The 26,192-nt window shown below is 65.8% G+C and carries 24 protein-coding genes, 1 tRNA gene and 1 other RNA gene; 11 read left to right on the forward strand and 15 right to left on the reverse strand.

Annotated features, from left to right (window positions below; all coding sequences use genetic code 11):
* Position 1 precedes the first annotated feature (1 nt).
* The 5 genes from E2484_RS17075 to E2484_RS17095 are packed head-to-tail and all read right to left on the reverse strand — an operon-like array spanning position 2 to position 6,741.
* The gene (locus tag E2484_RS17075; RefSeq protein ID WP_137286401.1) at positions 2-1,435 is read right to left on the reverse strand and encodes a lysine N(6)-hydroxylase/L-ornithine N(5)-oxygenase family protein; all 1,434 of its coding nucleotides are present in this window, start codon (positions 1,433-1,435) and stop codon (positions 2-4) included.
* The gene (locus tag E2484_RS17080) at positions 1,432-2,019 is read right to left on the reverse strand and encodes a GNAT family N-acetyltransferase (protein ID WP_137286402.1); all 588 of its coding nucleotides are present in this window, start codon (positions 2,017-2,019) and stop codon (positions 1,432-1,434) included. The genes E2484_RS17075 and E2484_RS17080 overlap by 4 nt, the downstream gene beginning before the upstream one ends.
* On the reverse strand, positions 2,016-3,878 hold the full coding sequence (locus tag E2484_RS17085; protein ID WP_137286403.1) for an IucA/IucC family protein: 1,863 nt from the start codon (positions 3,876-3,878) through the stop codon (positions 2,016-2,018). Before E2484_RS17085 ends, E2484_RS17080 begins: the two co-directional genes overlap by 4 nt.
* Positions 3,875-5,365: a pyridoxal phosphate-dependent decarboxylase family protein gene (locus E2484_RS17090; protein ID WP_137286404.1), complete on the reverse strand. Its 1,491-nt coding sequence runs from the start codon at positions 5,363-5,365 to the stop codon at positions 3,875-3,877. The genes E2484_RS17085 and E2484_RS17090 overlap by 4 nt, the downstream gene beginning before the upstream one ends.
* Positions 5,362-6,741, reverse strand: coding sequence for a diaminobutyrate--2-oxoglutarate transaminase (locus E2484_RS17095; RefSeq protein ID WP_137286405.1), 1,380 nt, complete (start codon positions 6,739-6,741; stop codon positions 5,362-5,364). The genes E2484_RS17090 and E2484_RS17095 overlap by 4 nt, the downstream gene beginning before the upstream one ends.
* A 453-nt stretch (positions 6,742-7,194) precedes the next feature.
* On the opposite strand from E2484_RS17095, the gene E2484_RS17100 reads away from it, so the two are divergent.
* A complete protein-coding gene (locus E2484_RS17100; RefSeq protein ID WP_321112693.1) occupies positions 7,195-8,667 on the forward strand; it encodes an MATE family efflux transporter in 1,473 nt (490 codons plus the stop codon).
* 4 nt (positions 8,668-8,671) lie between these two features.
* Here E2484_RS17100 and E2484_RS17105 read toward each other — a convergent pair whose 3' ends face one another.
* Both E2484_RS17105 and E2484_RS17110 read right to left on the reverse strand, forming a co-directional pair.
* Positions 8,672-9,664: an ornithine cyclodeaminase family protein gene (locus tag E2484_RS17105; protein WP_137286406.1), complete on the reverse strand. Its 993-nt coding sequence runs from the start codon at positions 9,662-9,664 to the stop codon at positions 8,672-8,674.
* A 51-nt stretch (positions 9,665-9,715) separates the two neighbouring features.
* Positions 9,716-10,033: a DUF5789 family protein gene (locus E2484_RS17110; protein ID WP_137286407.1), complete on the reverse strand. Its 318-nt coding sequence runs from the start codon at positions 10,031-10,033 to the stop codon at positions 9,716-9,718.
* 84 nt (positions 10,034-10,117) lie between these two features.
* Between E2484_RS17110 and E2484_RS17115 the strand changes: the two genes are divergently transcribed.
* Positions 10,118-10,855: a creatininase family protein gene (locus E2484_RS17115; protein WP_137286694.1), complete on the forward strand. Its 738-nt coding sequence runs from the start codon at positions 10,118-10,120 to the stop codon at positions 10,853-10,855.
* A gap of 52 nt (positions 10,856-10,907) precedes the next feature.
* On the opposite strand, the gene E2484_RS17120 is transcribed toward E2484_RS17115, so the two are convergent.
* Entirely contained in the window at positions 10,908-11,402 is a 495-nt protein-coding gene (locus tag E2484_RS17120) for a DUF5790 family protein (protein ID WP_137286408.1), read from the reverse strand.
* A gap of 192 nt (positions 11,403-11,594) precedes the next feature.
* Between E2484_RS17120 and E2484_RS17125 the strand changes: the two genes are divergently transcribed.
* Positions 11,595-11,999, forward strand: a complete 405-nt coding sequence (locus E2484_RS17125; protein ID WP_137286409.1) for a CBS domain-containing protein — start codon at positions 11,595-11,597, stop codon at positions 11,997-11,999.
* 444 nt (positions 12,000-12,443) lie between these two features.
* On the opposite strand, the gene E2484_RS17130 is transcribed toward E2484_RS17125, so the two are convergent.
* Complete coding sequence (locus E2484_RS17130) at positions 12,444-12,839, reverse strand: dihydroneopterin aldolase family protein (protein WP_137286410.1); 396 nt, start codon at positions 12,837-12,839, stop codon at positions 12,444-12,446.
* Between the two features lie 93 nt (positions 12,840-12,932).
* On the opposite strand from E2484_RS17130, the gene E2484_RS17135 reads away from it, so the two are divergent.
* Positions 12,933-13,541, forward strand: coding sequence for a translation initiation factor IF-2 subunit beta (locus E2484_RS17135; RefSeq protein ID WP_137286411.1), 609 nt, complete (start codon positions 12,933-12,935; stop codon positions 13,539-13,541).
* An 8-nt stretch (positions 13,542-13,549) separates the two neighbouring features.
* On the opposite strand, the gene E2484_RS17140 is transcribed toward E2484_RS17135, so the two are convergent.
* Positions 13,550-13,777, reverse strand: coding sequence for a DUF7860 family protein (locus tag E2484_RS17140; protein WP_137286412.1), 228 nt, complete (start codon positions 13,775-13,777; stop codon positions 13,550-13,552).
* A 66-nt stretch (positions 13,778-13,843) separates the two neighbouring features.
* Here E2484_RS17140 and E2484_RS17145 point away from each other — a divergent pair, with 66 nt between their 5' ends.
* On the forward strand, positions 13,844-14,104 hold the full coding sequence (locus E2484_RS17145; RefSeq protein WP_137286413.1) for a hypothetical protein: 261 nt from the start codon (positions 13,844-13,846) through the stop codon (positions 14,102-14,104).
* A gap of 64 nt (positions 14,105-14,168) precedes the next feature.
* Positions 14,169-14,936 carry an NAD-dependent glucose-6-phosphate dehydrogenase Azf gene (azf, locus tag E2484_RS17150; RefSeq protein WP_137286414.1) on the forward strand — a complete coding sequence of 256 codons (768 nt, stop codon included), beginning with the start codon at positions 14,169-14,171 and terminating at the stop codon, positions 14,934-14,936.
* Between the two features lie 15 nt (positions 14,937-14,951).
* Here azf and E2484_RS17155 read toward each other — a convergent pair whose 3' ends face one another.
* Both E2484_RS17155 and E2484_RS17160 read right to left on the reverse strand, forming a co-directional pair.
* Positions 14,952-15,569: a DUF309 domain-containing protein gene (locus tag E2484_RS17155; RefSeq protein WP_137286415.1), complete on the reverse strand. Its 618-nt coding sequence runs from the start codon at positions 15,567-15,569 to the stop codon at positions 14,952-14,954.
* 261 nt (positions 15,570-15,830) lie between these two features.
* Positions 15,831-15,903: transfer RNA gene (locus E2484_RS17160), tRNA-Arg, on the reverse strand.
* A 129-nt stretch (positions 15,904-16,032) separates the two neighbouring features.
* Here E2484_RS17160 and E2484_RS17165 point away from each other — a divergent pair.
* The 4 genes from E2484_RS17165 to E2484_RS17180 all read left to right on the forward strand — a co-directional run bounded on the left by E2484_RS17165 (position 16,033) and on the right by E2484_RS17180 (position 20,295).
* The gene (locus E2484_RS17165; protein WP_137286416.1) at positions 16,033-16,620 is read left to right on the forward strand and encodes a hypothetical protein; all 588 of its coding nucleotides are present in this window, start codon (positions 16,033-16,035) and stop codon (positions 16,618-16,620) included.
* A 259-nt stretch (positions 16,621-16,879) separates the two neighbouring features.
* Positions 16,880-18,313 carry a single-stranded DNA binding protein gene (locus tag E2484_RS17170; protein ID WP_137286417.1) on the forward strand — a complete coding sequence of 478 codons (1,434 nt, stop codon included), beginning with the start codon at positions 16,880-16,882 and terminating at the stop codon, positions 18,311-18,313.
* A 537-nt stretch (positions 18,314-18,850) separates the two neighbouring features.
* On the forward strand, positions 18,851-19,282 hold the full coding sequence (locus tag E2484_RS17175; RefSeq protein WP_137286418.1) for a histone family protein: 432 nt from the start codon (positions 18,851-18,853) through the stop codon (positions 19,280-19,282).
* Complete coding sequence (locus E2484_RS17180) at positions 19,279-20,295, forward strand: histone deacetylase family protein (RefSeq protein ID WP_137286419.1); 1,017 nt, start codon at positions 19,279-19,281, stop codon at positions 20,293-20,295. Before E2484_RS17175 ends, E2484_RS17180 begins: the two co-directional genes overlap by 4 nt.
* 31 nt (positions 20,296-20,326) lie before the next feature.
* On the opposite strand, the gene E2484_RS17185 is transcribed toward E2484_RS17180, so the two are convergent.
* Both E2484_RS17185 and rnpB read right to left on the reverse strand, forming a co-directional pair.
* On the reverse strand, positions 20,327-22,840 hold the full coding sequence (locus E2484_RS17185; protein ID WP_137286420.1) for a heavy metal translocating P-type ATPase: 2,514 nt from the start codon (positions 22,838-22,840) through the stop codon (positions 20,327-20,329).
* 427 nt (positions 22,841-23,267) lie between these two features.
* Positions 23,268-23,654, reverse strand: an RNA gene (gene rnpB / locus E2484_RS17190) — RNase P RNA component.
* Between the two features lie 217 nt (positions 23,655-23,871).
* Here rnpB and E2484_RS17195 point away from each other — a divergent pair.
* Positions 23,872-24,474 carry a TIGR00296 family protein gene (locus E2484_RS17195; protein ID WP_137286421.1) on the forward strand — a complete coding sequence of 201 codons (603 nt, stop codon included), beginning with the start codon at positions 23,872-23,874 and terminating at the stop codon, positions 24,472-24,474.
* A 54-nt stretch (positions 24,475-24,528) separates the two neighbouring features.
* Here the strand turns inward: E2484_RS17195 and E2484_RS17200 are convergent, their stop codons facing one another.
* Positions 24,529-25,680 (reverse strand): nicotinate phosphoribosyltransferase, encoded by a 1,152-nt coding sequence (locus tag E2484_RS17200; protein ID WP_137286422.1) that lies wholly within the window; start codon positions 25,678-25,680, stop codon positions 24,529-24,531.
* Between the last annotated feature and the right edge of the window lie 512 nt (positions 25,681-26,192).

Below are 26,192 nucleotides of genomic sequence, written 5' to 3' on the forward strand. Positions count from 1 at the left end.
GTTAGTCGTTTTGGGTCGGCGTGTGAGTCGGTTCACTCTCGTTCTGGCGAGGGTGACGAGAGGTGCCGGGCGTGCGCTCGACGAACTGTTCGACCGAGAAGTCCTGATAGACGGTGTCGGTGTCCTCGGGGTAGACGTTGCGTCCGACGAGTCGATTGACGAACTTCGTGTTGCGGTAGCAACCGAGTCCGAGGTCGGGAACACCGACGCCGTGCGTGTGGATCTCGGCGTTCTGGAGGAAGACGTCCCCCGCCACGTCGAGGTCGAGGCGGTGGTCTTCGGTCACCTCGAACCGCCCCTCGTCGTCCCAGTTGATGGCCCCTTCGAGTGGTTCGAGGAAACCGGGGACGGGACGCTCGTAGCCGGTGCCGAGGACGACGACTTCGCTCTCGTGGACGAACGACTCCTCGGCCTGCCACTGGTGGCAGTCGAGGGCGTAGGTGTCGCCCACCGACTCGATCTCCCGCACTTCGGTCATGGCAAACAGACCGACGTCGGGGTCGCGGTCGCCGATAGAGCGGCGATAGAGCAGGTCGTAAATTTCGGCACTCGTCCCCGGGTCGATACCTTTGTAGAGCAGGTCCTGGTTCGGGACGAGGTCGTCTTTGACTTCCTGCGGGAGGTCGTAGACGTACTGCTCGTACTCGGGCGTGAAGTGCTGAAGCCCGAGCTTCGAGTACTCCATCGGGAAGAACCCGTCCGAGCGCGTGAGCCAGTCGAGCCGATAGTCTGCCTCCGACTGGTGACGGAGTAGGTCCTGAAACACCTCGGCCGCGCTCTGGCCCGACCCGACCACCGTGATCGAGTCGGCGTCGAGACACCGGTCGCGCCGGAATCGGTACTCGGCGGTGTGGAACACGTCCGCGTCGGGGTGGCCCCGCAAGTTCTCGGGAACGTTGGGGCGACTCCCGATCCCGAGCGCGAGGTTCCGGGCGCGGTAGGTGAGTTCCGTCCCAGTCTCGGGGTTCCGAGCGGTGACGACGAAGTACCCGTCTTCGTCTTCCCCTCCGTTCTCCCACGCCACGTCCTCGACCCGGCGACCGAACCGGCAGGCGTCGAGTCGGTCGGCGACCCAGCCGAGGTAGTCGTTGTACTCCCGCCGGGGAATCTGGAAGGTCTCGTAGAAGTAGAACTCGTAGAGGCGGTCCCGCTCCCGGAGGTAGTTGAGGTAGCTGTGGGGACTGGTCGGGTCCGCCATCGTCACGAGGTCAGCGAGGAAGGGGACTTCGAGCGTAGTGCCCTCGACGAGCATCCCCTCGTGCCACGCGAACTCGGCCTCCTGTTCGAGAAACACGGCGTCCACGTCGGCGTCTGCGCCGTCGAGCAGGGCGGCGAGGCCGAGGTTGAACGGGCCGAGTCCGACCCCGAGAACGTCGCGGACGCTCTCGCTCGTGTCGGTTCCGTCACCCGCGTCGGTCTCGTCGTGGTCGTTCATGCCAGAACCCCCCGCTCGAACCGGTCGCGTTCACAGACCATCAGCAGGGCCGTCTTCTCGTCCATCTCGATTTCGCGCCGGGGTTCGAAGCCACATTTCTCGAAGACGTGGTGGACGATTTCGTTTCGTACGTCGGGTTCGGTGACGATTCGGTCGGTCTCGCCGTGCCGGAACTGCATCTCGGTCACCGCCCGCAGGAGGGGTTCGGCGTAGCCGTGGCCCAGATACTCGGGCGGGCCGACGAGCAGGTGGATTCCTTGGTCGGCGGGGTCGGCGTCGTAGTAGTCCGCGATGGGGTCGTCCGTGGCCCAGTAACACTCCCAGTAGCTCATCGGCACGTGGTCGAGGTGGCCGACGTAGGGCGTCACGTGGTCGTCGGCCAACTTCTCGGCCAGCGCGTCCCGGAACTCGGGCAATGGGTCGTCCAACTGCCAGTAGGGCAGGACGTGGTCCTCGTTGAGCCACGCGTGGAGCATCCCCAAATCGGCCATCTCGACCTGCCGGAACGAGATGGTCTTCTCGATTTCCTCGTCGTAGCGCTGGAAGTCGTAGGGCGCAGCGACGACGCCTCCGGGTCCAGTCATCGCGGGGTCACCTCCGTCTCGCCGTCGGTTTCTCCATCCTGCTCGATTTCGGCCCCGGTCTCCACCTCGGTCACGAGCGGGTTGTCCACGTCGGCGTACACCGACTGATTCTCCAGCGATCCGACGAGTTCGTCCATGTCGTGGAACCGCGTGAGGAGGTTGGCCTTGCACGGAAGCGTTTCGTCTTCGAGCAAGCCGTCCAACAGCGACGACGACTCGCGGTCGAATTTCCGGCAGTGTTCCAACTCCTCGCGCAGGACTCCGAGCAGGTCGCGCTCGTCCACCAGACCCGCGGTGCCGAAGGCGTTGACGACGCCGAACAGGTTGTTCAGCACGACGTAGTACCGGACGCGCTCGTCGGCCACCGCGTCGGGGCAGACGGTGTCCGCTCGCTCGCCGACGCCGGGGAGCAGGGCGTCGAGGTCGTCGTACCGGGACTCGGAGAAGTAGTAGCCCTGGTTGTCCCGGTAGTAGAACTCGTCGGGGTAGCCCTCGTCCAGCGCGAGGACGCTGTTCTGCTGGTGTGCCTCGACGCCGAGTCCGCGTTCGAGATAGAGCCACATGAGAGGCCGGAGCGAGAGTTCGAGGTACTGGCGGAACCAGTCCCGACTGACCGCCGCGGTCGAACGCCCCTCGCGCTCGGCGAGGGTCTCGACTATCTCGCCGAGCCGCGACCCGTCCTCGGTGATGCGGTCCTGACAGAGCGCGACCACGGGACCGGCGTTCTCGGCGTCCGCGCCACGGAAGGCGTTCTCGCGCAGGACGACCTCGAAGCCGGACTCGGCATCGTCGCCGACGTCGAGGGTGAGCGAGGCGGGGTCGCGCACGACGTCGAAGTCCGGGAATCGCTCGCGCAGGTCGTCGCCGAGTTCGGTGTCGAGCAGTTGCGTGACGGCGACCCCGCGGTCGAGTTCCGGCCGCTTGTTGGTCCGCTCGGAGTTGGTTATCTCGACGTTGAGCGACCCCTTGACCATGAACGGAGCGTCGGGTGCGTAGAGCGTTCGGACCGAAGTCGTCGGGTAGAACTCCCGGCCGACGCGGCCGAGCGACTCCAGTCCATCGCCCAACTGCTCCTGCACGTGGTCCTGCTCGAGCAGGAAGTCGGCCTGCCACGGGTGGACCGGAAGCAGCACGTCGTCGCTCTCGACGTGGTCGGCGACGAACGACTTGGACACCGCGGGGTCCGCCCGGAGCGCCGACTTCACCCACTCGCTCGCCGAGTCCGCGTTCCCGGTATCGACCCGGACAGTCCCGTCGAGCGCCGAATCCTGCCAGACGAGGTCGGGGTCGGCCCGGAAGTAGTGGAGCGAGAACGACCCCTCCAGCTCGGGCGCGTAGGTCGGTGACTCGTGGGGCGCAATTCCCTGGCGACTCTTCGGCGTCGGGTGGAGCAGGTGCCCGAACACCAGCGACTGCTCGGCCTCTCGGAACGTCGCGTCGAAGCCGTAGAGCTGTTCGGTATCCCCCCGTCGGGCCTCCACGAACCGGGCGACGTTCTTACAGCTTTTGATGACGCGCAGGAGGAGTTCGTCGCGGTTCCCGGTGTCGTCGCGCGCCAGCGAGAGTTCCTTCGTCACGAGCGACGCCAGGGTAACGTAATCGAGTTCCAGCGTCTCGTCGGCCCGCCGGTAGTAGCCCGGCAGGTCGAACAGGTGACGGCCGGTCGGCGACCGATACCGGAGCGGGACGAACAGAGTCGTGGCCTGCTCGGGCAAGGGGACCCGGACCGCTCGGTCCCGGCGATGGGTCGGCGCGGGCACGTCGTCACCGTCCACGACCTCGTAGTCGCCGGTCTCGCGGAGATAGCAGTTGAGGAAGCTATGCAACGTTGCGGATTCTGCGATGTCGGTCGGATTCATCGTCGGAGTTGCTGGTCTGCTACTTCGATGGTTCGTGCGCGGTTCCTCACGGCGTCCAGCACGTCGGCCACGTCCTCGACGGTCGTCTTGGGGTTCAACAGGGTGAACTTCAGGCTAGTCGTACCCTCGACCTCGGTCCGGCCGACCACGGCGTCGCCGTTCCGGAGCAGGGCCTCTCGGAGTGCGGCGTTGAGTCGACCCACACGCTCGTCGCCGACGCCCGCGGGCCGATATCGGAAGACGACCGCGTTGAGCGTCGGGTCGTTGACCAACTCGAAGTCGGGCGCGTCGGCCAGCAGGGCGGCCACGTCGTCGGCGAGTTCGAGCGTGGACTCGACCAGCGTGGCGAGTCGCTCCCGGCCGAGCGTCCGGAACGTGACGTACGGCTTGAGGGCGTCGAACCGCCGGGTGGTCTGGACCGACTTCGAAACCAGATTCGGTGCGGCGAGGTCGTCCTCCTCGGGGTTGAGGTACGCCGCCGACCGCTCGATGAGGTCGAAGCGCTCGCCGTCCCGGACGAGCAAGGCTCCACAGCTGATGGGCTGGTAGAACAGTTTGTGGAAATCGACCGCCAGCGAGTCGGCGCGCTCGATTCCAGTCAGCTTCTCGCGGTGGGTCTCCGAGAGTGCAAGCGCACCCCCGTAGGCCGCGTCCACGTGGAACCAGAGGTCGTGTTCGTTGGCCCGGTCGGCCAGCGCGTCGAGCGGGTCGATGCTCCCGAAGTCGGTCGTGCCCGCGGTCCCGACCAGCGCGAACGGCTCCTCGTCCCGCTGGCGAAGGTCGGCGAGGGTCGCGTCGAGCGCCTCGGAGTCCATCCGGTAGCCGTCGTCGGTCGGGACAGTCACGACCGCGTTCTCGCCGAGACCGAGGTGGGCCGCGGCCTGCTTGGCGGTGAAGTGGGCCGCCTCCGAGCAGAGGATTCGCATCGCCTTGGCCTCGTGCGGCAGGCCGGTCTCCTCGACGCGGCGACCGAACCGCTCGCGGGCGAACCAGTTGCGGGCGAGCAGAAGTCCCTCGAAGTTCGACTGGGTGCCGCCGCTGGTGAACACGCCGTCGCCGCCGGAACCGTAGTCGAACAACTCGCAGAGTCGGTCCACCATCCGGCGTTCGACGTGGGTCGCGGCGGGACTCTGGTCCCACGAGTCCAGCGACTGGTTCGTGGCCGCGATTGCGGTCTCGGCCGCGAGCGCGGGCACCAGCGGTGGGCAGTGTAGGTGGGCGACGCAACGCGAGTCCGAGACGCCGACCGAGTCCGACAGGACGTCGTCGCCGACCTCCTCGATGGTCTCGGCGAGCGGTTGCCCCTCGTCGGGGAGACACTCGCTCTCGGCGAACCGGTCGTCGAGTCGCCCGGGGGCCACACCAGAGTAGGGGGTCGCGTTCTCGGCGAACGCCTCGACGACCGCCTCGCTGGCCTGCGAGACGGCTTCGCGGTAGGCGTCGTTTCCGGCGTCGGTTCCGAGGAACAGTTCGTCGACGCTCGTCATAACGACTCGCTGGCCCCCTTCGACCGAGTTCCGTTCTCCGAGACCGCGGCCGCGACCGCCTCGCGGAAGATGCGGCCGATGTCCTCGACCTGTTCCTTCGAGACGATTAGCGGCGGTAGGAATCGGACGGTCGCACCCTCGCGGCCGCCGCGCTCTACGATTAGTCCCCGGTCGAAACACTCCGACTGGACCGCCTCGGCGAGGTCGGCGTCGGGCGGGTGCGCGCCGAGGTCGTCCGGTTCGGCCGCTGTATCGACCATCTCGGCCCCGAGCATCAGGCCCCGGCCCCGCACGTCGCCGACCTCGGTGAAGTCGTCGGCCGCGGCGTCGAGGTGGTCACGCAGACGCGCTCCCATCCTCTCGGCGTGACTCGGCAGGTCGTTCGCCACGACGTACTCGATGGTGGCCCGCCCGGCGGCCATCGCTAGCTGGTTGCCCCGGAAGGTACCGGTGTGCGCACCCGACTCCCACTCGTCTAACTCCTCGTCGTAGAGCACGACTGCCAGCGGGAGACCGCCGCCGACCGCCTTCGAGAGCGTCACTACGTCGGGCGTGACGTCGGCGCGCTCGAAGTCGTAGAGGTCGCCGGTCCGACCCAGCCCCGACTGAATCTCGTCTACGACGAGGGGGACGTCGTGTTCGCGGGTGATGCGACGCATCTCGCCGAGCCAGTCGGCGGGCGGAGCGATGGAACCGCCCTCGCCCTGCACGGGTTCGAGGACCATCGCGGCGGGGTCGGCGAAGCCGCGCTCGGGGTCGGCGAGCAGGCGCTCTACGTACTCGCTGGCGACCTCGTGGCCGCCCTCGCCGACTCCGAACGGACACCGATAGGGGTAGGGGTACGGCAGGTGGTGGACGTTCCCCATCGTCCCCGGCACGTCGGCCTTGGGGTCGGTGTCGCCCATCAGGCCGAGCGAGCCGTGGGTCATCCCGTGATACCCCCCGCGGAACGAGAGGACCGACCGGTTGCCGGTCGCGGTCTTGGCGAGTTTCAGGGCGGCTTCTACTGCGTCGGTACCTGCGGGGCTACAGAACTGAATTTTGGCCGAGTCGGCGAACTCGTCCGGAAGGCTATCGAACAGCGTGTCCACGAACGCCTCCTTGAGGGGTGTCGTGATGTCGAGGGTGTGCATCGGCCGGTCAGCCGCCATCGCGTCCTCGATGGCCTCGACCACGACCGGGTGGTTGTGGCCGAGGTGGAGAGTCCCCGCCCCGGCGAGACAGTCGAAGTAGGTGTTGCCGTCGGCGTCGGTGACTTCGATGCCTCGGGCTTCCCGAATCGCCATCGGGAGGTATCGAGGATAGCTCCTCGCACTCGACTCCCTGTCGGCCTGTTTGTCGAGCAATCGGTCGTTCGACGCGTCCCCGCACGCCATCTCAGCGCCCCTCCCCGACGAACGGGGGTCGATTCGTCGTCTGTACGACTCGGTGTGGAGTTCGTCGCCTCACGGGTTTTAGGCCGACCTAAAAATTGAAAAGTATTTCCATACGCTCCAATTATTGTAATTTAGGTTAGCCTAAATCCCTAACGGCTAGGGGCGTCCCCCCGACAGTGCGTCGTGACGGAGGACTCTCTACTGTCCGAAAGACGCGAACCGTTCGTCCATCGAACGAACGCCGAGGGGGTATCGGCCGGAACGGACTACGGCAGTCGGGGCGGTACGGACCCCTCGAATCGAACTGTCAATTGCTACCACGTCTCGACAACTCACTTATAAGAAGCCGCGAGTAGGAGACGTACAGTCGACTCTGACCCGATAGCCCCGACTCCGGACGATTCGCCGACAGACTCACAACTTTCAAATTAGACCCTTTCGTTTCGAAACCCAATGGCCACCACAACCGACGACACGATAACCGAGGGCGGGCTCCTCGGTCCGATGTTCAAGTTAGCGTGGCCCATCGTCGTCATCCAGCTGTTGCAGGTGACGTACAACATCGCCGACACGTTCTGGCTCGGACGCCTCTCGTCCAACGCGGTGGGCGCGATGAGCCTCGCGTTTCCCCTCATCTTCCTGCTCATCTCCATCGCGGGCGGGTTCACCACCGCGGGGTCCATCCTCGTCGCCCAGTACACCGGCGCGGACAGCGAGGGGTCGGCCGGAAAGGTCGCGGGCCAGATACTGACGTTCGTGACCGCACTGGCGCTCACGCTGAGCGTACTCGGCTACTTTGCTACCGAACCGATGCTGGCGGCGCTCCCGAGTCAGGGCGCGACCACCGAGCAGGTCGTTCCGCTCGCACGCGACTACATGGAAGTGTTCTTCCTCGGCCTACCGTTCCTGTTCGGGTTCTTCGTGTTCTCGTCGCTGATGCGAGGGTACGGCAACACCCGGACGCCGATGCGCGTGATGATGGTCTCGGTGGCGCTCAACGTCGTCCTCGACCCGCTGCTCATCTTCGGCGGTGGGCCGTTCCCCGCGATGGGCATCGAGGGCGCGGCGCTGGCGACCATCTTCTCGCGCGGCGTCGCCAGCGTCCTCGGTCTCTACGTGCTGTTCGTGGCTCAGACCGGGCCGAACGTGAGCGTCGCCTCGCTCGTGCCCGACCTCGACTACATTTGGGACATCGTTCGCATCGGGACCCCCTCCACGCTCGAACAGTCCACGAGCGCACTGGCGATGATAACCCTGACCGCGATGGTGGTCCAGTTCGAACCGCCGGTCGTCTCCGCTTACGGCCTCACCAATCGCCTCGCCTCGCTGGTCTTCCTCCCGGCGATGGGTCTCGGCCGGGCGACCAACACGATGGTCGGCCAGAACCTCGGCGCGGGTAAGGACGACCGGGCCGAGAGCGCGGTCTGGATAGCCACCAAAGTCGGTGCGGCCGTGATGTTCGGGGTCGCAGTCGTTGCCGCGCTCGTCCCGGAGCCCATCGTCTCGGTGTTCATGGCGACCGGGACGGACGCGGCCCGCGAGACGGTCCGCCACGGCTCCGAGTACCTCCGGATTCGCTCGGTGGAGTTCACCTTCATGGCGGTCCTACAGGTCATGCTCGGGGCGTACCGCGGCGCGGGCAACACCAAGACCGCGATGGCGTTCTCGATGGTCGCGCTCTGGGTGGGCCGGGTCCCGACGGTCTACTACCTCGCGTTCGTCACGAGCATGGGCGCGACCGGCATCTGGGTCGGGATGGCGCTCGGTAACGTGGTCGGAGGTATCGCGGCCGCGCTCTGGTTCACCCGCGGAACGTGGAAGGAGACCGTCATCGACGACGAGGAGACCGAGACGCCCGAAACGCCGACGCCGGGGTCCGGCGAACCGGACCTGTCGGAGACCTCGGGTGCGTCCGAGGGGAAGTGACGTACTACAGTGAGACCTCGGTTCCGATTTCCCGCGCCTCGGCCTCCTCGAAGACGTGTTCGGCGGTCGCGGCGTCCAGCACGGCAGTTCCGACGCTCTCGACCACCAGAATCTCCTCGGAGTCCATCCGACCGGCCCTCCCTTCGAACACCTCCGAGAGGGGAATCAGGTCGGTCTCTTCGACGTTTGCTTCCAGCACGTCCCCGATTTCGGCGACCTCCTCGGGAACGTCGGCGAAGACCCGACTCGCGCGCTCGAAGGTCTCGGCGTCGAGTTCGCGCATCTCGGCGGTGTAGGCTCCGACCGCGACGACCAGCGTTCCCGGTTCGAGGGCGTCGCCGGGGAAGACCGGGGCCGTCGCGGTCGTCGCCGTGACGACCACGTTCGCGCCCTCGACGGCCTCCGCTGGCGAGTCGGTCGCTTCCGCGGCGACTCCCAGTTCCTCGCGGAGGTCGGCGGCGCAGGTCTCCTTCGAGTCGCTCGGCGAGTAGACCCGCACCGAGTCGAGGTCGGTCGCGGCCGCGACTGCGCGGGCCTGCCAGCGCGCCTGCGTACCTGCACCGACGAGCGCGAGGGTGACGCTGGCGTCTCCGGTGGTGGAATCTACGGCGAGTTCCGCCGCCGCGAGTCCGCCGATGCACCCCGTGCGAGCGTTGGTAATCCTCGTTCCCGCGAGATAGGCCGCGGGAAGTCCGGTTCCGGCCTCGGTGAGTGCGATCTGAGCGTTGACGGTCGGCAGGCCGCGCTCGGCGTTGCCCTCGTGGACGCCAACGAGTTTCGTGGCGTAGAACGTCGCGCCGTGGAGGTACGCGGGCATGACGAGACCGGTTCCCGCGGGGTCGGGACCGGCGAGTCCCGCGCCGACCGGGAAGTGCGGGCGCTCGGGGCGTTCGACTTCGCCGCGGCCCTGCTTCAGGAAGGCCTCGCGGACGACCGGGAGGAGGTCGCCGAGGTCGATGCAGTCGGCTACCTCGGAGTCGGACAGGATTCGGACCATACCCGGTGATTCGACTGCCGAGGCGTTAAACTATCCCGAAAACGGAATCGCTCAGAACGACTCGTCGCTCTCCTCGCCCTCCGCGCTCCCCGAGCCGCGGTCGGTGTATCCCTTCCGACCCACGGCCTCGCCACCGACGCGGTTCAGCACGGTCTGTTTGACCTCGTCTGCGGACTCGAACTCCTCGTCACCGCCGGTTACCAGCACCTCCCCGAAGGACTCGGAGCCGTCGGACATCCCGATTTCGCGGTCGCCGTAGCGTTCGAGAAGTTCGTCGGCGGAGATAGGGTAGTCCTCGTTTTCGAGGTCGTCTTCGACGTTGCTGAAGTCGAGACCGAGCGTTCGGTCGTCGTCGCCGGATTCACTCATGCCGAAAGCTACGTCGTGAGTCTGGATAAGGCGTGTGGCCCCGAATCCCCGGACTACAAGTCCGCGCTCGCCCTCGATTCGGACATGGACCTCTTCGATTCGACGTGGACCGACGCCGACGCGGCCGCGACCGACCTCGCGCTCCTGCCGATCGGAAGCACCGAACAGCACGGGCCACACGCGCCACTCGGCACCGACGTACTCACTGCCGAGGCGGTCGCCGAGGCGGGTGCGGCGACCTACGACGGCGAGGTGGTCGTCGCGCCCGCGATTCCGGTCGGCGTGGCCGAGGAACACCGCCAGTTCACCGGCACGCTGTGGGTCTCCGAGGACACCTTCCGGGACTACGTGCGCGAGACGGTGGCCAGTCTCGCCTACCACGGCTGGGACCGGGTGGTCCTCGTGAACGGCCACGGCGGTAACGTCGGCGCGCTTCGGGAGGTCGCGGCCGCCATCACGCGCGAGGATTCGGCCTACGCCGTCCCGTTCACGTGGTTCGAGGCGGTCGGCGACCACGCCGGCGAGATGGGCCACGGCGGGCCGCTAGAGACCGCGATGCTCCGGCACGTCGCTCCGGACCTCGTGCGCGAGGAGCGCGTCGAGGAGGCCCGCGAGGGGGCCAGCGAGGGCTGGGGCGAGTGGGTCAGCTACGCGAATCTGGCGGTCGATTCGGCGGAGTTCACGGAGAACGGCGTCGTCGGCGACCCCGCGGCGGGGTCGGCCGAGCGCGGCGAGGAGTTGCTGGAACTGGCTGGCGAGGCGCTGGTGTCGCTGCTGGAGGCCGTCGCGTCTCGGGACGTGACGCTACCGCCCCACAAGTAGCGAGTCGCGGGCGGTCGGGGCTCGCAACTCGTTCGAGCCCCGAATCGGCAAGTTACTCCGCGGCTTCGGCCTCCTCGGCGTCGGTCTCTTCGTCCTCTGTAGCCTCGTCCGCGTCGGCCTCGGTCTCGTCTTCCTCGGCGTCGTCGGCCTCCGTGTCGGCCTGGAGGTCCTCGAGCGTGTTCTTGAGGCCCGGAATCGTGCTGGTGAGGTCGCCGACCTGTTCTTTGGCGTCGTCGATGTCCTCGATGGCCTCTCCGACGCGTTCGATTTCGGCTTCGAGGTCGGCGGCGTCCTCGAAGGCGTCGGCGCGCTCGCCCATCGTGTACCACTTCTTGGCGTCGCGGAGGGCGTCCTCGGCGTCTCCGGTGTCGAGCGCCGACCGGAGCGCGTTGAGCGCCCCGAGGGTGTTGTCGGCGTTGACGTTCCAGATGTCGTCGGCGTCGGGCAGGGCCGCCTCCGCCTCTTCGAGGCTGGCTTCCACGTCCTCGCGGACCTCGCTGGCCGCCTCGCCGAATAGCTCGTCCTCGTCGAGTGTCGATTGACTCATACGTTCCAGTTTGGCGCGATTCCTTTTAAAACCACGCCCGAAACCGAAAGTGAAACCCGGCTACTCGTCCGGGACCCTTCGAGTCGAACCGAAAGCGACGACCCGAATCGTCGGAGTCCGACGCCCGGTACGTCGGGAGGACGACGCGCTCCGAGCCGAATATTTATCAGCAATCGGGAGAAACCCAACGGTATGGAAGACATTTTTGTCGGACGGCTCATGTCGTCGCCCGTCGAAACGGTTTCTCCGGACACGGAAGTTCACGTCGCCGCCGAGAAGATGCTAGACGAGGGCATCGGGTCGGTCATCGTCACCGGCGAGGACGGCCAGTTGGAGGGCATCCTCACCGCCACCGACTTCGTTCACATCGCGGCCGAACAGCGATGGGCCAGCGACGCGACGGTCGAGACCTACATGACGACCGACGTGACGACGACCGACGCTAACGCGGAGGTCCGTAACATCGCCGACCTGATGATAGAGGAGGGCTTCCATCACGTGCCGGTCGTCGACGAGACGGAGGGCGTCGTCGGCATCATCACGACGACGGACATCACGGCCTACATGTCCCACGTCCAGACGCCGAGTCCGTCGTAGACGGTCGCTTTAGTCTCTGAGACCCTCCTTTTTCCAGACTCGACGCGGACTGTGTTCCGTCAATTTCTCCGACCACCGAGTTGCCCGTATCTTCCCCGGCCACCGATTTCCGGGAATTTCTACCGACCAGAGGATGCGCCGCGTCTGCGCTCGCGTTGCGAGCGCAGACGCACGCGGGGAGGGTCGGGGCGCGGTTGCGGTGCAGAGCGGTGTTGTGCAGGGCAGCGTTGTGGGAGACAGTGTTTGCAGGGCAGTGCTGTGCGATCCGATCAGCGTCGGCAGTAACTAGCCACTTCTCGACTCTTCCTGCCGAGAACGGACGTTACCCTCTGGCGAGAACGGACGTCGCAGAACCATCCGCTCGGTGTGCCGTCTTCGAAGCGAACGTCGAAGTCGAGCAATCTATAGCTGTATCAGAAGCACATCTATAAGGTTTTAAGCAATCTATTCCTTCCTCACCGACTCGACTTTCATCAGCGGGTAGCTGTCCTCCATCTCCATCCGAGTCACCACCTCGACGCCCTCGCGGTCCACGACGATTTCGACCTCCATGAACCGGCCCGTGAGTTCGGTGTACTCGTGGTCCATCTCGGCTTTCAACTTCTCGGTCAGGACGTCGACGGTCACGGCCTCGCAGAAGGGCTGGTTCTCGATTGCCTCCTCCATCGCGGTTTCGAGGCTCGGCGCACTCTCGGGACTGACCGGGGTACCCGCGAACTGGTGGTAGAGCGTGCCGAACTTGATACCCGCCTCGAAGCAGGCCGACTCGCCGTCGGTGGGGTCCGTAGAGTCGCCGTCGGTGGAATCGGCGAGGTCAGAATCGCCGTCGGTGGAGTCCATGGCTGTATCGAGGCGGGCCTGCGAAAAAAGCCGACCGGTCCTTGCGTCCGGGAAACACGGAACGCCTTTTAGTGTCCGACACCTCAATCGGCTATGGACTACGCAGCAAATCTCGATAGAGCGATGGAGGCGACACCGGACTTCGAGGGGCAGAGCGACCGATTCAGCTACCCCGACGCCGCCGCGCAGAAGGACGGCGCGTTCACGCGACTCACGAACCTGAGCGACATCGCCGACGCGATCGGCCGCGACCCCGAACACATCCACAGCGCGCTCCAGCGCGAACTCGGGACCAACGGGAAGATCGAAGACGGTCGCGCCCGCTACAACGGGACCTTCTCCGGGTCGGACTTCGACGCCGCCCTGGAGAGTTACGTCCAGGAGTTCGTCCTCTGTTCGGAGTGTGGCCTGCCGGACACCCGCCTCGTCCGCGAGAACCGCAACCTGATGCTCCGGTGTGACGCCTGCGGTGCGTTCCGACCCGTCACCAAGCGCTCGACCTCGACCCAGAACCAGAACCGCGAGGCCGTCGAGGAGGGCGCTACCTACGAGGTCAAGATCACAGGTACCGGCCGGAAAGGCGACGGCGTGGCCGAGAAAGGCAAGTACACCATCTTCGTCCCCGGCGCGCAGGAAGGCGACGTGGTGCAGATTTACATCAAGAACATCAGCGGAAATCTGGCGTTCGCGCGACTGGCCTAATCTCTTTTCTACTCGGTCAGCGGCAGAATCACACCGAACACCAGCGGCGAGAGTAGCGCGCCGAGGGTACCGAGTATCTCCATGTCGGGGAACAGCGCGTTCTCCCACGCGGGGAGCGCGAGGTGCATCGCCGCGGCGGTGAGTTCGGCACCCGCTCCGATTGCGAACGTCGCTATACTCAGCAGGAATCCCGTCTTGGCCCACCACTGGTAGTTCAAGTCGCCGTATCGACCCATGTCCCCCGAGTACCGCGCCGGACGAAAAAGCATTTCTGAATCCCTCGGTTCGCGCAACCCATTTACATGCCGAGTTCGTCTGTCGGAGTGATGTACGAACCCCTGATGGAACTCGGGACCGAGGCGCTCGCTGTCGTCGCGTACGCGGTCGGAACGCTCGCGCTGTCGCTACTCGGTCTCGTCGCGGAGTACAACAGTCTCCAGCAACTTCTCGGCGGTGACAAACTGCTAGCGGGTTGGTTCGCCGTCATGGGCGTCGTCGCGCTCGCGTTCGCGGTGAACCTCGGCCGGGAGAAGTTGCTCCCTCGGATTACGACGGGCGACTGATTCGAAGGTGAGGGTCCGAACGAATCGCACCTTACTTATCATCTGCTTCCTTCCCTTCAGTTGAATGGACGACCCAGTCCTGCTTACGGGCGCGGAAGGCCGCGTCGGGCAGGCCATCCTCTCGGACCTCACGGGGGAGTACGAGTGGCGACTGCTCGACCGGGACCCGCCGGCCCGCGAAACCGACCACGAGTTCGTCGTCGCCGACATCACCGACGAGGAGGCCGTCCGAGAGGCCGTGGAAGGCGTCGGCGCGGTGATTCACCTCGCGGGCGACCCACGCCCCGAAGCGCCGTGGAACAGCGTCCTGACCAACAACATCGACGGCACCCGAAACGTGTTGGAGGCCGCAGTCGGCGAGGGCGTCGAGAAGGTGGTGTTTGCCTCCTCGAACCACGCGGTCGGCGCGTACGAGACCGACGAGCGCACGCCGGACCTCTACCGCACGCAAGACGACTATCGCCTCGACGGTACCGAGTTCCCCCGACCGAGCAACCTCTACGGCGTTAGCAAGGCGACCGGCGAGATTCTGGGTCGGTACTACCACGACGAACACGGCATCAGCGTGGCCTGCGTCCGCATCGGCAACCTCACGAAGAACCATCCCCCGAAGGACTACGAGCGCGGACAGGCGATGTGGCTATCCCACCGGGACTGCGCCCACCTCTTCGACCGCTGCATTCGAGCGGAGTACGACTTCGAGATCGTCTACGGCATCTCGGACAACGACCGGAAGTACTACTCCATCGAGCGCGCGAAAGAGGTCCTGGGCTACGACCCGCAGGACAACTCCGCCGAGTTCCCGAACGCCGAATGTCCGACGAGCGATTAGCGAGCGACCGGATAGTCAGTCGAACAGTCCCTCTACGTCCTCTTCTTTGTGGTCGCGCTTGCCCACCGCACCCTCCATTCGTTGGAAGATGATGCCCCGATTCGCGGCGTCGCGTGCGAAATCCATCACGAAGGTGACGAACTGACTGGTCGCTTTCTCGGCGTCGAGGTCGTCTCGCGCGTACGCGATGGCGCTCTCTGTTACCTCCTCGTCGTAGCCGTACTCTTCGGCCAGCACCGCGGCCGCCACGGCGGCCGCCTCGAAGCGGAGGTCCTCGGGCAGGAGCGCCACGCCCTCGTGAGTCAAGCGCGGCGGAGCGACCCGCTCTACGTGTTCGGGGTCGGCCGCGACGCGCCGGAGATAGGCCCGCACCTCGCCGACGTTCACCTCGCGGTAGTGGGTCGGGAGGTCCGCGAGGTACCCCGCACCGCTCTCGGCGAGGCCCCGAACGCCCGCCCAGTTCGTGCCGTGGGCGTGGTGGACCGCGGCCGTGAACTGGATGAGACCGTGGAGAAATCGCTCGTCGTCGGTGCCCGACTCCAAGTCGAGCCAGTGGTCCTCCCACGCGTCGTGGGCCGCGTGGAACTCGCCGTCGTTGTAGATGGCGATTCCGGCCCAGAGGTGGTCTCGCATGCGTTCGTGAGTTCGGTTCCGACGGGGGAAGTTCCTTCGGGACTGGAAATCGGTCCGTACGTAGAAATTAACGCAGAAAACTCTCGCGGTGTGACGTCGCGCAGAGACGTCCTGACGGAGATTTGAACTCGTGAAGACGGTCCGGGATGCTCACTCGGTTGCGCTTCCGGGCGTGCGACTTCTCTGCTCAAATCACCGTAGATGGAATTTCGCGCGACGCAGACGACTCGCTCCGCTCGTCGTAGTCGCATCGCGCAGAAACGTCCTGACGGAGATTTGAACTCCGGTCCCTGGCTCCGCAAGCCAAGAGGATAGTCCACTACCCTACCAGGACTCAACTCTACGTTGGCCGGTTCTACTAATAGGGGTTACGGTCTGACGACGGAGTGTTACGGAGGACCAAACTCAAGCGGTCATTTTTCCATCCGTGAGGTCTTTGAAAGGTCGTGTCGTGGGACTCCGTATGAAGCGACGCGAGATGCTCGCACGGTTCGGTGCAGTCCTCGGCACCGCTTCGCTCGGCGGTTGTCTCGGTCGGTACGAGGACGTAGTAGGGGGAGAGGGTGAATCGACCACTGCGGAACCGACCACCGACGGTGGTCTGTCCACCGACGGCGAGCAACCGACCGACGAGCACACTACCGACGAGCGCACTACCGACACCGAACGGACGACCACGCGAGTCCCCCAATCGACGCTAGTCGACTCGTCGTTCGAACTGACGGGTTCGGGATGCGGGGAGTCGAAAAGCGAGGCCAGCGTCCGGTTCCGGGACGAGGAACGGACGGTCGTCGTCGCTGGAACCATTCCGGGGTCGAACGCCTGCTACGTCGCAGAACTCGCCGACGCGAGCTACGACCCCGAGACCGGGACGCTCGCCGTGACCGTCGCCTCGGTGCAGAAGAAAGGTGCCGACGCGTGCGCCCAGTGCATCACCGAAATCGGGTACGAGGCCACGCTCTCGTTCGAGGGCGACCTGCCCGCGACCGTGGAGGTCGTCCACGAAGCGATGGGCGAGTCCAAGACCGTGACCAGCGCCGAGTCGCGGTGACGACCGCGAGAAACCCCGGCATCGACTCCGACTCCAGTCCGACTCCGACTCCAACGACGACTCCGAACCTGATCCGGCCTCGACCGAGCGAAGGTTTATATCCGAACGAGCGACCAACTCGGGGTGTGACCCACCGACGGCCAGTCACGAAATCCGGACCGACCGAACCGCGAAAACCGCCCGAAGAGAGCGAGACGGCCTCGCGTCCTCGGCAAAGACAATACTTAAGCGCGGGCCACTCCTGCGATATCATACGATTATGGGCGCGATAGAGGACGTTTACGCCGACCTCGACGCCGACGTATCTCTCGAAGAGTTCCGCGAGGCGGTCGAGGAGAAGGTCGAGCAGATGGGTGGTCTGGCCGACGAGGAGACCGCCGCGATGCTCATCGCCCACGAGATGGACGAGGAGGGCGGCGAAGTCGAGAGCATCGCCGACATCGAACCGGGCATGGAAGAGGTGAAGTTCGTCGCCAAGGTCGTGGGCGTCGGCGACGTTCGGACGTTCGAGCGCGACGACGAGGACCGCGACGACGGCCGGGTTCTCAACGTCGAAGTCGCCGACGAGACCGGGTCGATTCGCATCACCTTCTGGGACAAGCAGGCCGACGCCGGGAGCGACGAGCTCGAAGTCGGCGACACCCTCCGCATCGCGGGGCGACCCAAGGAGGGGTACAACGGCGTGGAGGTCAACGTGGACAAGGCCGAACCCGACGACGAAAGCGACGTCGACGTGCAGGTCCAAGACACCTACCGCGTCGAGGACCTCTCGCTCGGTCTCTCGGACGTGAATCTCCGCGGAAAGGTACTCGACACCGACGACGTCCGGACGTTCGAACGCGACGACGGCTCCAAGGGCAAGGTCGCCAATCTCAAGTTGGGCGACTCCACGGGTCGCATCCGGGTGACGCTCTGGGACGAGCGCACCGAGCGCGCCGAGGAACTCGACCCCGGCGTCTCGGTCGAGGTCGTGGACGGCTACGTCAGGGAGCGCGACGGGAGTCTGGAACTCCACGTCGGCAACCGCGGCGCGGTCGAGGAAATCGACGAGGACGTGGAGTACGTCCCCGAGACTGCCGACATCGCCGACCTCGAAATCGGCGACGAGGTGGACATCGGCGGCGTCGTGCGCTCGGCCGACCCCAAGCGTACCTTCGACCGCGACGACGGGTCGGAGGGCCAGGTCCGGAACGTTCGCGTGCAGGACGAGACCGGCGACCTCCGAGTCGCGCTCTGGGGCGAAAAAGCCGACACGGACATCGCGCCCGGCGACGAGATACAGTTGGCCGACATCGAGATACAGGATGGCTGGGAGGACGACATCGAAGGCTCGGCCGGGTGGCAGTCCACCGTGACCGTCCTCGGAGAAGCCGACCCCGCCGCAGGTGGCGTCGGAGGCGGCACAGACGCCGGCGGTGACGCTTCGAGCGAGAGCAGCGGAACCGGTCTCGACGCGTTCGGCGGCGACGACGCCGACGGTGCCGCGGCCAACGCCGGTAGCGACGACGCCGAGGAGAACGGCGAGTACGTCGAGTTCACGGGCACGGTCGTACAGGCCGGCGACCCGATTATCCTCGACGACGGCCAAGAGACGGTCAGCGTCGACTCGAGCGCCGACGTGACCCTCGGTCAGGAAGTGACCGCTCGCGGCGAGTTGCACGACGGCACGCTCGACGCCGAAGACGTGTTTTAGCTCTCCAAACCGGGACGTAGTTTAGCTCTCGAACGGTTATTCGTCGCGGTGGTCGTCGACGTTCTCCCGCTCGCCCGTGGCGTCCCTTCGGAGACTCGTTTCCCTTCCTTTGAGAAACGAAATTGTTTCCTTCAGATAATAGAACGTGTCTCCGGGTACGAGGACGCTACCCGACGGTCGAGGCCGGCAACGTCGGGAAGTTCGGAGATGGCAACGCCGGGGAGCCTTGAGGTCGGTGAAACGAGGGCCGTCGGACTCGGTAGTCGCTCCTCGAACCACTGAATACCGCGATTGCACGGCCCTGCACCACGACCGGACGGCCCCGCACCACGCACCGCAACCGCGAGGTCACGCGCCAGCGCGCGCCGGGCCGGAACGTGCTAAACTTCGAGACGAACGCGACCGAGTGGTATCCCGGCGCACACCGCCGAACGACCGCGTTCGTCGGGGAACACGTCCGACGATTCCAAAACGGCCGCAGGTTCCTCGAAAGACGCTTTGGAAAGAACTAAGGGCGCAAGATTCCCGGGTGTGGGTATGAGCGTCGAGTTGCCGTTCGCACCGGTCGATACGATTATCAGACGGAATGCAGGCGAACTCAGAGTCAGTGCGGACGCCGCCGAGGAGTTGGCGCGGCGGATCCAACAACACGGGGCCGAACTCGCGGTCGACGCCGCCAAACACGCCACCGCGGACAACCGCAAAACGCTGATGAGCGAGGACTTCGGCGTCGGACAGGTCGTGGACAAGGACGACCTCGAACTGCCGGTCGCTCCCGTAGACCGCATCGCACGACTCGAAATAGACGACAGCTATCGGGTTGCGATGGACGCCCGCATCGCGCTGGCGGACATCCTCGAAGACTACGCGGACAACGTCGCTAAAGCGGCCGCCATCCTCGCACGCCACGCCGACCGGCGAACTGTTAAGGCCGAGGACATCCATACGTACTTCGAACTCTTCGAATGAACTTCGGCTACAGCGAGGACTGTCTGGCCCACGACACGGGCGAGCGTCATCCCGAAAACCCCGACCGGCTTCGCGCCATCAAGGAACGCCTGGCGCGAAAACACGGCGTCAAGTACGTAGACACCGACCCCGCCACCGACGACTGCGTGAAAGCGGTCCACGACGCCGACTACGTCGCGGAGTTTCGGGAGTTCTGCGAGACGGGCGGCGGCAACTGGGACCCCGACACCGTGGCGGTCCGAGCGACCTGGGAGGCCGCGCTCCAGTCGGCCGGATTGGCCTGCTGGGCCGCGGAGACCGCCCTCGACGGGGACGACGGCCGGGACACTCCCTTCGCGCTCGGGCGACCGCCGGGCCACCACGCGGTCTCCGACGACGCGATGGGCTTTTGCTTCTTCAACAACGCCGCGGTCGCGGCCCGTCACGTCATCGCCGACGACTCGGACGCCTCTCGGGTCGCCATCTTCGACTGGGACGTTCACCACGGCAACGGCACCCAGGACATCTTCTACGACGCCGGGGACGTGTTCTACGCCTCGACCCACGAGGAGGGTCTCTATCCCGGCACCGGAGAGATAGACGAGACCGGCGAGGGCGACGGCGCGGCCACGACCCTCAACGTTCCGCTCCCCGCGGGCGCGGGCGACCCGGAGTACCGCGACACGTTCGACGAACTGGTCGCGCCCGCGTTCCGCGAGTTCGACCCGGACCTCCTGCTCGTCAGCGCGGGATTCGACGCCCACCGCCACGACCCCATCTCTCGGATGCGAGTCTCGACCGAGGGCTACGGCATGCTGACCGACCGCGTTCGGACCCTCGCCGCCGAGACGGACGCCGCGCTCGGCTTCGTCCTCGAAGGCGGCTACGGACTCGACACGCTCTCGGACAGCGTGGCCGAGGTCCACGAGACCTTCGACGGGAAGCCTCCGCTGACGCCCGACGAAGAGGCCAACGAGGACGTGGCGGAGCTAATCGAAGAGATTCGGGAGACGCATCCGATTTTCGGAGAATAGAGTTCCGTTCGTACCGCAGTCCGGCCTCGGCCTACTCCTCGGGTTCTACCCGCGCGAGTCGCATCGCGTTCCCCGTCACGCCCAGACTCATCCCCATGTCGCCGACGATTATCGCCATCGCCACCGACACGAGTCCGAGCGGCGCACCCACCGCTAGCACCGCCTTGACCGCGAGACTCGCCCAGATGTTCTGGCGGATGACGCCGTTGGCCTTCCGCGAGAGTCGGTAGAGGTAGGGCACCTTCCGGAGGTCGTCGCCCAGCAGGGCGATGTCGGCCGTCTCGATGGCGGTGTCGGTCCCGGCCGCGCCCATCGCCACGCCGACCGTCGCGGCGGCCAGCGCGGGCGCGTCGTTCACGCCGTCGCCGACCATCGCCACCGTGCCGTGGCGGTCGGTGAGTTCCTCGACGGCTTCGACCTTCCCCTCGGGGAGGAGTTCGGCCCGGTACTCGTCCACGCCGACTTCTTCGGCCACGGCGCGGGCGGTGCCCTCGTTGTCGCCCGTGAGCATGATGCATTCGAGACCGAACTCCTGTAACCGGGCGACAGTCCGACGCGCGTCGGGACGCACCTCGTCGGCGATGGCGAGGACGCCCTCCAGTTCGTCCTCGGTGCCGACCAGAACCACCGTCTTGCCCTCGCGCTGGAATCGGGGCACTACGTCGGCGAGCAGGTCGAGGCAGTCCTCGCGGTCGTCACACCGACTCTCGGCGGCCTCTGCGGCGACGCCTCCATCGGTCGAGAGGTGGACGTGTTCGAGGTCGAAGCCCAGTTCGGAGAACAGCGCAGGTTTTCCGGCGTAGTGGGTCACGCCGTCGAGGTCGGCCCGGACGCCCTTGCCGGTCAGACTCTCGAAGTTCTCGATGGGTCGGTCCTCGCCCGACTCGTCGTGGGGGTCGCTGGCTTCGTGAGCGTACTCCACGATGGCCTCCGCGATGGGGTGTTCGCTCCGGCGTTCGAGGTCGTGAGCGCAGTGCAGGAGGTCGGCCTCGTCGTTACCGTTGAGCGCGACCACGTCGGTCACGGCGAGTTCGCCCGCGGTCAGCGTCCCGGTCTTGTCGAACGCGACCGCTTCGACCGCGCCCATGGATTCGAGGTGCGGGCCGCCCTTCACGAGGACGCCGTTTCGGGCCGCGCTGGTGACGCCCGAGACGACCGAGACGGGCGTCGAGATGACGAACGCGCACGGGCAGGCCACCACGAGCAGGGTGAGACCGCGGACGAACCACTCGCGGAAGGGGCCGTCGAGCAGGAGCGGCGGCCCGAAGGCGGTGAGCAGGGCCGCGACGACGATGACGGGAGTGTAGTAGGCCGCGAACGTCTCGATGAACTGCTCGCGGTCGGTCCGGTCGCGCTGGGCGTCGCCGACCAACTCGATGACCTGCGAGAGCGTGGTCTCGTCGGCCTCGGCGGTCGCCTCGACCTCGAGGTACCCCTCCTCGTTGACGGTCCCGGCATAGACCTCCGCGCCGGGCGACTTGTCCACGGGAACGCTCTCGCCCGTGATGGGTGCCTGATTCACCGCGCTCGTTCCCTCGACTACCTCGCCGTCCACCGGAATCTTCTCGCCGGGCCGGACCACGACCGTCTCGCCGACCGCGACCTCCTCGACGGGGACCGTCTCCTCTCGACCGCCCTCCCCGTTCGCTCCGCCTCGCTTGACGGTCGCGGTGTCGGGCGAGAGGTCCATGAGTTCCCGGACCGAGTTGCGGGCGCGGTCCATCGAGAAGCGTTCGAGGAGTTCCGCCACGCTGTAGAGGACCGCGAGCGTCGCGGCCTCGAAGTAGAGACCGACCGCGACCGCGGCGAGGACGCCGGTCCCCATCAGCAGGTCGATGTCGAGGCTCAGGTTCTTCGCCGAGTAGTATCCGTTCCGGAGGATTTCTTGACCCGCGACTCCCGCCGCGAACAGGAGGAGGACCGACGATAGGTGGAACTCGCGGCCGAGCGCCGAGAAGAGGAGCGTGTCGGCGCTCGTGACCAGGAACTCCAGAACGAGTCCGACGAGCATGAGCGCACCTCCCGCCCACGTCTTGAGCGCGCGCGGACTCGACCAGACCTCGCTCGGGCCGGCCACGTCCGGGCCACCGTCGTCGCTTCCCACGTTAGCTACCTCGTAACCCGCGCCCTCGATTGCCGCGACGGCCTGTCCGCTGCCGGCGTCACCGGTTACGAGGACCTCTCCGGTCGCGGGTCGGGCCTCGACGCTCTCGACGCCTTCCACGCCGTCGAGGGCGTTCTCGACTTTGCCCGCACAGGAGGGACAATCCATCTCCGGAACCGAGAGTCGAGTCTCGGCGTCGCCGTCCACTCCGGCGTCACCTTCGACCGCGTACCCGGCGGCCTCCACTCGCTCGCGGACGGCCGCGTCGTCGGTCGCCGCCGGGTCGTAGGCGACGGTGAGCGTGCCGGTCGTCGGTGCCGGGTCGATGTCGCGTACGCCGTCGAGTCGCTCGACGCTCGCGGTCACCTTTCCGGCGCAAGAGGGACAGTCCATCTCGGGTACCGAGAGTCGGACCGTCCGTTCGCGTTCGTCCGTCGTCATTAGCTAAAGGTAGTCACCGAAGCGTTATTAATTTCTCTATCAGAGAACCGGCTTTAGATGGGATTCCTTAACAACTTATCCAGAACGTATTATTAACACGCCATACAACCTCGGCTTCCAATCGTTTTAAGCGCACATTTCCGGTTTCGTGAAACGGTTCACGAGCGTTCATTGCGTTACGTATCGGTCGTAATCGCAAACAATTCCGAACCGTGTGTCCGACTTATTGTGAAAGGCTCCCAAATAGAAATCGATGAGCGCCATCGAAATGGGACTCGAGATGAGCGTCCTGAAGATCGGGGCCGCAGTTACGGTCCTCGCCGCTGAGATACTCGGCGCACTCGCGCTCTTGATCGTCGCGTTGGGGTAGCGCACGGGAACGAAAGAACGAGAGGAGACACTCGCAGTGCTGTTCGTATCGAAAGCGGCTGAGGGGAGTAAGCCCCCTTCTGTTCCTCCGAGTATTCGGCTGAGCGTCCGCGCAGTCGTCCGGGCTACCTAGTCCGCGCGGACTTGCACCGGCGAGGATTCGCCGTTCCATCCGTTCTCTCCCGTCACGTGGTGGCGAGCGAGTACGCCACGCACGCGTTCCGGCGGAACCGGAACGCCATCCCTCGGTGGGTTAGCTCCCCGTTCCTTTACTCGGCGTGAGCCTTCGTTCGGGTCGGGTTCGCACACCTCATCGGTCGGGGAGAGCGGTCTCGTTTCTGTTCCAGAGCCAGCGGTCTCCCGCTCCGGACTTGCATCCGGTCGCCTGCCCGGACGGTGGGGGGACTTTCCTCACGTGAGCGCCGACGAACGCCGGCGCCCTCGCGGGAACTCGGCTCCCTCTGCCACTCGAACGTAGCGCCCGGCCGGGTTTAAGAAGTTCGGTGCGAGCGGCCGATACGCCCGCCGAAACCGAATGTTACCCCGACGGAACAGGGTCGTTAACCCGTGTCAATCGCTCCCACGCGAAACGTAGTGGGACGTTTCCGTGTTTAGTATTGAAGGGAAGACTTGAAGGTACTTCCAGCCTAACGGGTTTGTGTATGGCACAGGCTCAGGCAGTGACTCTCTCCTACGAGGATGGTACGCGGGCCGTGGAACTTGCACGCGAATCCGTCGAATCCTACGTCATCAACGGACAGCGCGAACAGCCCGGTAGCATGCGTGAGGCGTTCTACGCACGAACTGGCGTGTTCGTTCGGCTCTCGTCGACGCGAGGACGCGGCCGCCTCCGAGGATGTGACGGTGCGTACGAAGGCACCGACCAACTCGGGCACCTCATCGTGGACTCGGCTATCAGCGCGGCCAGCGACACCTCGTGTGGCTCCGAAGTAGAGGAAGCGGAGCTTTCGAACCTGAAAATCTCGGTCTGCGTCGTCCGAGAGACTCAGTTTTCGGAGGACCCAGTAGAGGACATCGAACTCGGAACTCACGGCGTCGCAATCGAAGGCCGCGGCGAGCAAGCGTGGATGTACCCGACGCTTCCCATCGAGAACGAGTGGAGCGTCTTCGAGTATCTCGACCGAACCTGTCGGAAGGCCGGACTTCCGAAGGGCGCGTGGGAAGACGACGACGTGATGGTGACGCTGTTCGACGGGCAGGTCTTCAACGAGCGCGAACCCGAAGGAACCGTCGAAGAACTGTAACGGGTCGGACTTTTCCAGAAATTTCCGTAGTATCGCCGTCGAGCAGACGCTGACTCACTCGTCCTCGCGGAACCCGACGGCGTCGGCGTCCTCGTGCGCACGCTCGGCCGCCTCGTCGACGTCGAACTCCCGGACGATTTCGCCGTCGCGGACCAGCGGTTCGAGGAGCGGTTCGCCGTCTTCGGGGTCGGCCCGGTCGACCAGACCGACGTGGTGACCGCCGTCGGCCGTCCGGAACGCCTGCTTCTTGCCCGAGAGTTTGCCGCGCTTGGCAACGAGTTCGCCGTCGAGTTCCACGATGTCGAGCGCGAAGTCGAGCGGGTCGGCGTTGCTGACGTAGCCGCCGACGCCGAACCCGTCGGCGAGGTCGCGGAGGTTCCGGAGGTTCGCGGGGTCGAGACCGCCGCTGACGAATATCTCGACGTCGTCGTGACCGCGGGCGTCGAGTTCCCACCGGACCTCGCGGACGATGTGGCGGAAGTTCCCTCGTCGGGAACTCGTGGTGTCGAGTCGCACTCCGTCAAGCGCGTCCCCGAGCGCCTCGGCGGCCCGGATGCTCTCGTCTTTCTCGTCGGAGTAGGTGTCGCAGATGGCGATGCGGGGGACTTCGGGGTCCACCGCCTCGTCGAAGGCCTCCCACGCGGTCTCCTGGTCGCCGAAGGCGATGACCAGCGCGTGGGGCATCGTACCGCTGGCCTCCCGGCCGAGGACCTCGCCCGCCGCGACGTGCGAGATGCCGTCGAGTCCGCCGACGAGCGCGCCGCGCTCTACGACCGGCGCGATTGCGGGGTGGACGTGGCGCGCGCCGAAACTCAGGACCGTCGAGTCGGGGGCGGCCCGCCGCGCTTCCAGCGCCGCCGTGGCGATGCCGCTCTGATGAGAGAGCAGTCCCAACAGCGAGGTCTCGAACCGGGCGAAGTCGAGGTAGTCGCCCTCGATTCGCATGACTGGGCCGCCGTCGAACAACCGGCCCTCGCGCATGGCGTCCACGTCGACGGCGAGTCCTTCGAGCAGGTTGGCGGCGTCTTTCACGCCCGCCAGCAGGTCGAACTCGCCGGTCGGGAACTGGTCTTGGGTCACTTCGGCCACGACGTGCGGGTTCCGGTCGGCCGCCCGGAGAGTCTCCTCGGTTCGGAGGAAGTAGGCGTCGGTCGCCGTCCCGTCGCGGATAGCCGACTCGGACACTACGTCGAACCCGCCGCTCATCGCCGCCACCTCGGGAGATTCATGGTCGGACGTACCGCCGCTGGAGCGAAAAAACTCCCGCTTGACGGTCGAAGGGCGACGACTGCCAGGAAATCGCCAGCCAGAGCGCCGACGCCGCGTATTCTCACGACGTGCGGTCGCCGACGACGGAGGACGCCTCGCGGACTCGCGGCGCGACCGCGGTGACTAGCAGCGACAGCTCTCGATTCCTTTAGCAGTCGATGGTATCACGGTTTCTCTATTCAGAGGTACGTGTGAACCTCGCAGCAAGTACAGACGAAGAACTAGTTGCACACTGCCGAGCAAGCATAATACTCCAATACGTGAAACCGTATGACCAACCCTGTTAGGCAATATTTTTGTTTCTAAGGAGTGCCTATACGTTCGTCTAGTTATTGCGAATGTTGTCTTAGGGGTTGGTGCGCGCTGTCGCGGTGCGGGGTGGTGCCGTGCGGTCTTCCGTGATTCGAGCGATAGCTAGCCTCGAGTACGCTCACTCACGAAAACGAGAA

This window comes from Halorussus salinisoli, assembly GCA_005239435.1.
Taxonomy (GTDB): Archaea; Halobacteriota; Halobacteria; order Halobacteriales; family Haladaptataceae; genus Halorussus; species Halorussus salinisoli.

What these genes read in the sequence shown, in the direction of transcription:
- E2484_RS17115 (WP_137286694.1), top strand. Translation starts at nt 10,118, where the DNA reads ATGGACCTCTTCGATTCGACGTGGACCGACGCCGACGCGGCCGCGACC.
- E2484_RS17175 (WP_137286418.1), top strand. Translation starts at nt 18,851, where the DNA reads ATGAGCGTCGAGTTGCCGTTCGCACCGGTCGATACGATTATCAGACGG.
- E2484_RS17170 (WP_137286417.1), top strand. Translation starts at nt 16,880, where the DNA reads ATGGGCGCGATAGAGGACGTTTACGCCGACCTCGACGCCGACGTATCT.
- E2484_RS17125 (WP_137286409.1), top strand. Translation starts at nt 11,595, where the DNA reads ATGGAAGACATTTTTGTCGGACGGCTCATGTCGTCGCCCGTCGAAACG.
- azf (WP_137286414.1), top strand. Translation starts at nt 14,169, where the DNA reads ATGGACGACCCAGTCCTGCTTACGGGCGCGGAAGGCCGCGTCGGGCAG.
- E2484_RS17145 (WP_137286413.1), top strand. Translation starts at nt 13,844, where the DNA reads ATGCCGAGTTCGTCTGTCGGAGTGATGTACGAACCCCTGATGGAACTC.
- E2484_RS17155 (WP_137286415.1), bottom strand. Translation starts at nt 15,569, where the DNA reads ATGCGAGACCACCTCTGGGCCGGAATCGCCATCTACAACGACGGCGAG.
- E2484_RS17120 (WP_137286408.1), bottom strand. Translation starts at nt 11,402, where the DNA reads ATGAGTCAATCGACACTCGACGAGGACGAGCTATTCGGCGAGGCGGCC.
- E2484_RS17200 (WP_137286422.1), bottom strand. Translation starts at nt 25,680, where the DNA reads ATGAGCGGCGGGTTCGACGTAGTGTCCGAGTCGGCTATCCGCGACGGG.
- E2484_RS17185 (WP_137286420.1), bottom strand. Translation starts at nt 22,840, where the DNA reads ATGACGACGGACGAACGCGAACGGACGGTCCGACTCTCGGTACCCGAG.
- E2484_RS17085 (WP_137286403.1), bottom strand. Translation starts at nt 3,878, where the DNA reads ATGAATCCGACCGACATCGCAGAATCCGCAACGTTGCATAGCTTCCTC.
- E2484_RS17080 (WP_137286402.1), bottom strand. Translation starts at nt 2,019, where the DNA reads ATGACTGGACCCGGAGGCGTCGTCGCTGCGCCCTACGACTTCCAGCGC.
- E2484_RS17180 (WP_137286419.1), top strand. Translation starts at nt 19,279, where the DNA reads ATGAACTTCGGCTACAGCGAGGACTGTCTGGCCCACGACACGGGCGAG.
- E2484_RS17130 (WP_137286410.1), bottom strand. Translation starts at nt 12,839, where the DNA reads ATGGACTCCACCGACGGCGATTCTGACCTCGCCGATTCCACCGACGGC.
- E2484_RS17110 (WP_137286407.1), bottom strand. Translation starts at nt 10,033, where the DNA reads ATGAGTGAATCCGGCGACGACGACCGAACGCTCGGTCTCGACTTCAGC.
- E2484_RS17095 (WP_137286405.1), bottom strand. Translation starts at nt 6,741, where the DNA reads ATGGCGTGCGGGGACGCGTCGAACGACCGATTGCTCGACAAACAGGCC.
- E2484_RS17075 (WP_137286401.1), bottom strand. Translation starts at nt 1,435, where the DNA reads ATGAACGACCACGACGAGACCGACGCGGGTGACGGAACCGACACGAGC.
- E2484_RS17195 (WP_137286421.1), top strand. Translation starts at nt 23,872, where the DNA reads ATGGCACAGGCTCAGGCAGTGACTCTCTCCTACGAGGATGGTACGCGG.
- E2484_RS17140 (WP_137286412.1), bottom strand. Translation starts at nt 13,777, where the DNA reads ATGGGTCGATACGGCGACTTGAACTACCAGTGGTGGGCCAAGACGGGA.
- E2484_RS17090 (WP_137286404.1), bottom strand. Translation starts at nt 5,365, where the DNA reads ATGACGAGCGTCGACGAACTGTTCCTCGGAACCGACGCCGGAAACGAC.
- E2484_RS17100 (WP_321112693.1), top strand. Translation starts at nt 7,195, where the DNA reads ATGGCCACCACAACCGACGACACGATAACCGAGGGCGGGCTCCTCGGT.
- E2484_RS17105 (WP_137286406.1), bottom strand. Translation starts at nt 9,664, where the DNA reads ATGGTCCGAATCCTGTCCGACTCCGAGGTAGCCGACTGCATCGACCTC.
- E2484_RS17135 (WP_137286411.1), top strand. Translation starts at nt 12,933, where the DNA reads ATGGACTACGCAGCAAATCTCGATAGAGCGATGGAGGCGACACCGGAC.
- E2484_RS17165 (WP_137286416.1), top strand. Translation starts at nt 16,033, where the DNA reads ATGAAGCGACGCGAGATGCTCGCACGGTTCGGTGCAGTCCTCGGCACC.